The organism is Nocardiopsis listeri (assembly GCF_020741345.1).
Taxonomy (GTDB): domain Bacteria; phylum Actinomycetota; class Actinomycetes; order Streptosporangiales; family Streptosporangiaceae; genus Nocardiopsis; species Nocardiopsis listeri_A.
Window position 1 is genome coordinate 1 of the sequence record NZ_DYZD01000325.1, and the last position, 6,345, is coordinate 6,345.

Below are 6,345 nucleotides of genomic sequence, written 5' to 3' on the forward strand. Positions count from 1 at the left end.
TTCGGCGGGTGGAATCCGCACCACGGTCGCCGCCACCCGCGCGGCCTCCGACACCGAACTCCTGGCCGGCGCCCGTCGTCTGGTGCGTGAGGCCGGTGCCCAGGGCACCACCACCCTGGAGGTCAAGTCCGGGTACGGGCTGACCGTCGAGGACGAACGTCGCTGTCTGGAGGTGGCCGGTCGCGTCACCGACGAGGTCACCTTCCTGGGCGCGCACGTGGTCGCCCCCGAGTACGCCGATGACCCGGAGGGCTACGTCGACCTGGTCACCGGACCCATGCTGGACGCCTGTGCTCCGCACGCCCGCTGGGTGGACGTGTTCTGCGAACGCGGGGCCTTCGACGAGGAGGCCTCCCGCCGGGTGCTCACCGCCGGCATGGAACGGGGGCTGCTGCCCCGGGTGCACGGCAACCAGCTGGGGGAGGGGCCGGGGGTTCGCCTGGCCGTGGAACTGGGCGCCGCGTCGGTCGACCACTGCACCTATCTGAGCGCGGAGGACGTGGACGCGTTGGCCGAGGCCGCCCGGCGCCCCGAACCCACCGTGGCGACCCTGCTGCCCGGCGTGGACTTCTCCACCCGCCAGCCCTATCCGAACGCCCGCGGGCTGATCGACGCCGGCGCGTTGGTGGCGCTGGCCAGTGACTGCAACCCGGGTTCGTGCTTCACGTCGAGCCTGGCGTTCTGTGTCGCGGTGGCGGTCCGGGACATGGGGATGACCCCGGACGAAGCGGTGTGGGCGGCGACCAAGGGCGGGGCGATGGCCCTGCGCCGCGCGGACGTCGGGCACCTGGGCCCCGGTGCCCGCGCCGACCTCACCCTGCTGGAGGCGCCCAACCACCTGTACCTGGCCTATCGCCCGGGGGTGCCCCAGGTGGCGGCGGTGTGGAAGGACGGCGTGCTCCTTTGGCCACAGGAGGGCTTCCCTCCGGACCTGTCCTGAACCAGGGACGCGTCGACGACGCGTGAAACGGAGGCTCGCCGCCGAGCGGGCCGGTCGAGGACACGAAGACGGGGGCCGGCGGACACCGAGGCGTCCACCGGCCCCCGTTACGCGGCGGGGTGACGTGCTACTCGTCGCCGGCGTCGGCGCCCTCGGTCTCGGGCTTGTCGGCCGGAGCCGGGGCGGCCTTCTTGGCGCGACGCTTCTTCACCGGACGGGAGTAGTCGACCAGGGGCTCGAAGCGGGTCTCGTGCTCCTTGAAGCACTCCTCGCAGGCGTCGACCTCGCGGACGGCACCTTCCCAGGCGAACTGGATGACCTCAGTCGCCTCGACCTTCTCCTCGCGAACGGCGTGGGGATCGCAGTACTTGCGCGTGAAGACCTCGGTGACCACGGCGGGGATTTCCCTTCGGTTTCGCATGAACAGTGTGGACCCCTTGATCATACACATGTACGAACGACGAGACCGGGGTTGATCCGGCTCGCCGTCATGGGTTCGGGGTCGCCCCGAAGCCTAGCGAAGACGGAGGGGTCTCCGCGCCGCACGATGACCCGCGCGTCCCGTGTGACCTGCTTCTCCGGGTGGCCCCTTCGGGTTGTGATCCGCCTCGCGTCATTTGTGTCAACCGATTTGTGCATTTGGGGAACACGGCGGTCCGGTGCTCGTTAGGGTGATGCCCTATCGGAACGGTGTACGGCGAATCGCGCGGATCTACGCAGCGGCGGCCGAACCGTTCCATAAGTGGACAGGCCGTGGGGGAACGGCGTCCGGAAAACCGCGCAGAGATCGTTGGGGGACGAGTCGTGGTCGAGTACATGGAAGGTACGTCCAGAAGGCGTGCGGAGCCTGAGGGTGAGGGTGACCGGCCCGGTGGGAGGTCCGCGAGGGCCCGCGCCCGTGCCGCGGCCGACATGGCGCACACCTGTGAACGCATCTCCGTCGACCCGCGTTTCGTGAAACTACGGCGGCGATTCGCCCTGCAGTTCACCCTTTTGGTGACCACCTTCCTCGGTGGTTACATGGCCTATCTGTTCCTTTCCGCCTACGCGCGCGATTTCATGCGCGTGCAGATCTTCGATTCGATCAATGTCGCCCTGCTCCTGGGAATCGGACAGTTCCTGCTCACCTTCGTCCTGGCCTGGGCCTTCAGTCGAACCTCCGCCCGCGCCGTCGATCCGCTGGCCGAGGAGATCCGCGACCGCGCACGTGATGAGGACCGGATCGACGGACGGGTGATGCACTGATGGGCCTGCTCGATCACGCGAACGACCTGGGCGGTGTCCTGGGCGGAGAGTTCGGCGTCGCCCACGCCTGGACCATCGGCCTGTGCGCCGTGTTCGTCCTCACCACCCTGGCCATCACCATCCGGGCCCGGAGCACCACCAAGGGCGCCGTCGACTTCTACGCCGGCGGCCGCGGCTTCTCCAGCACCCAGAACGGACTCGCCCTCACCGGTGACTACCTGTCGGCGGCGTCCTTCCTGGGCATCGCCGGGATGATCTCGCTGCAGGGGTACGACGGCTTCCTGTACTCCATCGGCTTCCTCGTCGCCTGGCTGCTGGTGCTGCCCATGGCCCAGCTGATGCGCAACACCGGTCGTTTCACGATGGCCGACCTGCCGGCCTTCCGCATGCGCAGGATGCGCGTGCGACTGGCCTGCACCGTCTCCACCGTCACGGTGTGCGTGTTCTACCTGGTGGCCCAGATGGTCGGCGCCGGAGCCCTGGTCGCGGTCCTGCTCGGCCTGCACGACGGCGGCACCTTCCTCGGGATGAGCGCCGGCCAGACCCGCACCGGCGCGATCGTCCTGGTGGGCGTGCTGATGATCGTCTACGTCATGTACGGCGGGATGAAGGCCGCCACCTGGCTGCAGATCATCAAGGCCGTCGTGCTGCTGTCGGCCACCGGGCTGCTCACCGTCATGGTGCTGGCCGTGTTCTCCTTCGACCCGCGCGCCCTGCTCTCCGGCGCGGCCGACGCCGGCGGCCACGGACAGGCCTTCCTCGAACCCGGGCTGGGCTTCGGGGTGGAGGTGCCCGGGCAGCCCGCGCAGACCTTCTTCAACAAGATCGACCTGATCAGCCTCGGGTTGGCCCTGGTCCTGGGCACCGTCGCGCTGCCGCACATCCTCATCCGCTTCTACACGGTGCCCGACGGCCGCTCGGCGCGTGCCTCGGTCAACCGCACCATCGTGATGGTCGGCGCGTTCTACCTGATGACCCTGGCCCTGGGGTTCGGTGCCGCCGCCCTGGTGGGTTCGGAACGCATCATGGCCCTGGACCCCTCGGGCAACTCCGCGGTGCCGATGCTCGCCGAGGAACTGGGGCGGCTCACGGCCGGTCCGGTGGGCGCCGCCGTGCTGCTCGCGCTCATCTCCGCGGTCGCCCTGGCCACCATCCTCGCGGTCATCGCCAGCCTCACCCTGGCCTCCTCGTCCTCCATCGCGCACGATTTGTTCGGCCACATCCTCATGTGGGGCCGACCTCGCGAGTCCCAGGAGGTGAGCGTGGCCCGCTTCTCCGCCTGCCTGATCGGCGCGGTCTCCATCGCCCTGGCCGTACAGGCCCAGGAACAGAACGTGGCGTTCCTCGTGGGGCTGGCCTTCGCGATCGCCGCCGCGGCCAACCTGCCCGTCATCGTCCTCACCATGTTCTGGCGCCGCTTCAACACCAACGGCGTGGAGTGGGGCATCTACGGCGGACTGTCGGCCACCCTGCTGCTGATGCTGTTCTCGCCGGTGATGTCGGGCAAGACCGATCCGGTCACCGGCGAGAACCTGTCGATGCTGCCGGCCTGGATCGACATCCAGTACTTCCCCCTGGAGAACCCCGCCCTCGCCGCCGTTCCCATCGGTTTCGCCTGCGCCGTCATCGGCAGCCTGCTCTCCTCCGAACGCAACAGTGCCCGCTTCACCGAACTGCGGGTGCGCTCCCTCACCGGGTGGGGCGCCGAACGCGACTGACGGCCACCGCCTCGGCGACCTCGTCCAACAGTCCCGGTAGGGCGGGCAGGCTCCGGGCCGTGTCCGCCCAGGACCGCTCCACCTCGGCCACCCACCGCTCCACCGACATCTCCTCGGAGCGGCGCATCGACCGCAGCATCGCCCAGGCCGCGACCGCCACCAGCGGTCGCGCCGGGCCGCGGCCGCGCACCTCCAGGGAACCGGTCACCGACCATCGACCGTCCGGGGCGGGGGAGGGCAGTGCCTCACCGACGGCGCGCACGAACGGATGCCCGACCTCGAACCGTAGGGGGGCCGTCCCTTCGGTGCCCGAAAGCGCCGCGTACCAGCGGGGCAGGTCGACGTGGAGGTCCACGTTCACCCGGAGCAACGATGAGTTCTCACCGACGATGCTCATCGGCGCGGGGAACCGCATCCGGGCGTGGACCGACAGGGTCCGGGCGTCCCGGTCGTGCACCACGGTGCCGCTCGTCACCGACTCCTCGAAACCGGTCACCGCGGGGTCCTCGCGCATGGCGAAGTCGAGTGAGCAGCGGCCCTGCGGGTCCCAGGAGGTGATGGTCAGGTCGGTGCCCACCCACCCCTCGACCTCCTCGGAGAAGTCCGGATCGCCGTTCTCGTCCAGGACGCTGAGAAGGTAGTGGGCGCCAGGGGTCAGGTGTTCGCCGGACAGCAGCCGCAGCGAATGCTCCATGTCCGGCTCGGCCTCGGCCGTCTCACCCCCGTGGATCACCCCGAGCTCCTCGGCGCGCCGCTCCAACCGTTTCCGTTCCGCCTCGTCGGGGACCAACAGGTGTCCCTCGTCGTCGAACCGGGCTTCGCGCAGCACCCGGTGCACCCCGTCGATCGAACCGGTGACGTCCTCACGCTTCAACGCGTCCAGGTCCAGGGTGTGGCTCAGGCGGGGCATGTCCCCTCCGCTTCGGCTGGTGGATCGGTACGGGCCCGCTCATTGTGGTCTCCTGGGGCGATGGTCGACAAGTGACGTTCGGACACTGTCCGAGAGGAGTTCCCGGTGAGCCGAGCACGTAGGGAAAGGGGTGGGGTCGGTGCCCAGACGGTGGACCGTGATCCTCAGGGATCGAGCCGACGCGGCGCGTCCGATCCGTCCGGAGGACTGCCACGGGTTGCTCAACCACTGGTGGCCCCAGTCCGATCGTGAGCACACCGCGGCCAAGCGTTGGGCGATGAACGGTTGGCCCCTGCCCTTGGGGAACCGTCTCCACCACTGGACCCTCACCTGGTTGGACGACGAGGACCCCGCGCCCCTGGACCCGGCCGAACTGGTCGGCGTCCCCCAACGCATCGGGGACCACCTGCTGGAGCCGCTGTCGGTCACCCGCACCTTCGATCGCACCTACGCCGAGATGCTCACCGAGGGGTACGGTCGCTTCCCGGCCCGGGCGGCCGAGATCCGCGCCATGACCCCCGTGGTGACCACCACCCGCGACACCACCGGTGAACGTGTCCCGCACATCTGGCCCAACCCCCGGCGGCTCTTCGGCGCGGTCCATCGTTCCGGGGGCGGGATCGTCGGTGGCAGCGGCGCGGTGGGCGCGGTGGCGCGATTCGCCCCATCCGCCCTGGCCGCGTCCTGGCTGGAACGCGCCCTGCTCGACCTGTCACAACTGCGCCGCTCCCCCCTGCCCGGGGAGGAGGTGCGCCTGACCGAACACCACCACGCGGAGAAGCGCAACGTGCTGGGCTGGCTGGGCGGGCTGCGCCTGGATTCGGCCGCCGGCGCGCGTCGTTCCATCGACACCTTCGCCACTTTGTTGGAACTGATCGAACTCACCGGGGTCGGTAAGTACACCGCCCAGGGTTTCGGCGCCGTCCGGGTCGATAGTGTCGGCGGTGGCCGCCCCGCGGTGGAGGTCCCGGCCCCTCGGGAGGGCCACGGCGCGCACCCGGTCCGTCGTGCCCGGCCGCGTCACGTGGGAGGCACCCGAGCCCACGCGGTGGCCGAAGCGGAGGAGTTCGGCGGCGCCCTGTTCGATTGACCCCTGAACCGCCGGTTCCCGCCCTAGGACGGAGGGCGGGGGCCGGTGCCGAGCGGTCGGCTCCCACCCGGTGGACGGGGTGGGAGCCGACCTCTTTGCACCCTTCAAGTCCGTCGTGTGTGCGGGGCCGGACCGTGCTCGGCCCCTCGTTCCCGCAGGGTGCGGGCCAGATCGCGCAAGTGCGGAACGAGATCCTCCGGCGTCAGGAGGGGGCCGGAGAGTTTGGTCGCTGAGGGACGTTCCCGTTCGGACAGTGCGAATGGTTCGTGTGGGTGCGGGCTCGGCATCGGCGGCCTTTCTCGAAGATGGGGAGGTGCACGTGCGCCGGGCAAAGACGGTGGGGCATCGACGCGTCCTCTACGACGTCTCTCGGACAGTGCGTCGATCACCGGTGACCGGATGGGGCCGGCGGGGTGACGCTGCGGCGTGAGGCCTGGTATCC

Annotated in this window: 6 protein-coding genes; 4 read left to right on the forward strand and 2 right to left on the reverse strand. The window is 69.9% G+C overall.

The window, feature by feature from the left end; all coding sequences use genetic code 11:
* On the forward strand, positions 1 to 940 hold a 940-nt coding region (locus K8V84_RS17440), incomplete at its 5' end, for an amidohydrolase family protein (RefSeq protein WP_304076194.1).
* Between the two features lie 127 nt (positions 941 to 1,067).
* On the opposite strand, the gene K8V84_RS17445 is transcribed toward K8V84_RS17440, so the two are convergent.
* Positions 1,068 to 1,334 (reverse strand): hypothetical protein, encoded by a 267-nt coding sequence (locus tag K8V84_RS17445; protein WP_304076203.1) that lies wholly within the window; start codon positions 1,332 to 1,334, stop codon positions 1,068 to 1,070.
* A 518-nt stretch (positions 1,335 to 1,852) separates the two neighbouring features.
* Between K8V84_RS17445 and K8V84_RS17450 the strand changes: the two genes are divergently transcribed.
* Together K8V84_RS17450 and K8V84_RS17455 are read left to right on the forward strand one after the other, a co-directional pair.
* On the forward strand, positions 1,853 to 2,185 hold the full coding sequence (locus K8V84_RS17450) for a DUF485 domain-containing protein (RefSeq protein ID WP_369696641.1): 333 nt from the start codon (positions 1,853 to 1,855) through the stop codon (positions 2,183 to 2,185).
* Positions 2,185 to 3,903, forward strand: coding sequence for a cation acetate symporter (locus K8V84_RS17455; RefSeq protein WP_304076198.1), 1,719 nt, complete (start codon positions 2,185 to 2,187; stop codon positions 3,901 to 3,903). Before K8V84_RS17450 ends, K8V84_RS17455 begins: the two co-directional genes overlap by 1 nt.
* Here K8V84_RS17455 and K8V84_RS17460 read toward each other — a convergent pair.
* Positions 3,875 to 4,813 carry a hypothetical protein gene (locus K8V84_RS17460; RefSeq protein WP_304076200.1) on the reverse strand — a complete coding sequence of 313 codons (939 nt, stop codon included), beginning with the start codon at positions 4,811 to 4,813 and terminating at the stop codon, positions 3,875 to 3,877. The two genes, K8V84_RS17455 and K8V84_RS17460, sit on opposite strands and share 29 nt — an antisense overlap.
* 139 nt (positions 4,814 to 4,952) lie before the next feature.
* Here K8V84_RS17460 and cas6 point away from each other — a divergent pair, with 139 nt between their 5' ends.
* The gene (gene cas6, locus K8V84_RS17465) at positions 4,953 to 5,903 is read left to right on the forward strand and encodes a CRISPR system precrRNA processing endoribonuclease RAMP protein Cas6 (protein ID WP_304076201.1); all 951 of its coding nucleotides are present in this window, start codon (positions 4,953 to 4,955) and stop codon (positions 5,901 to 5,903) included.
* Positions 5,904 to 6,345: the final 442 nt, after the last annotated feature.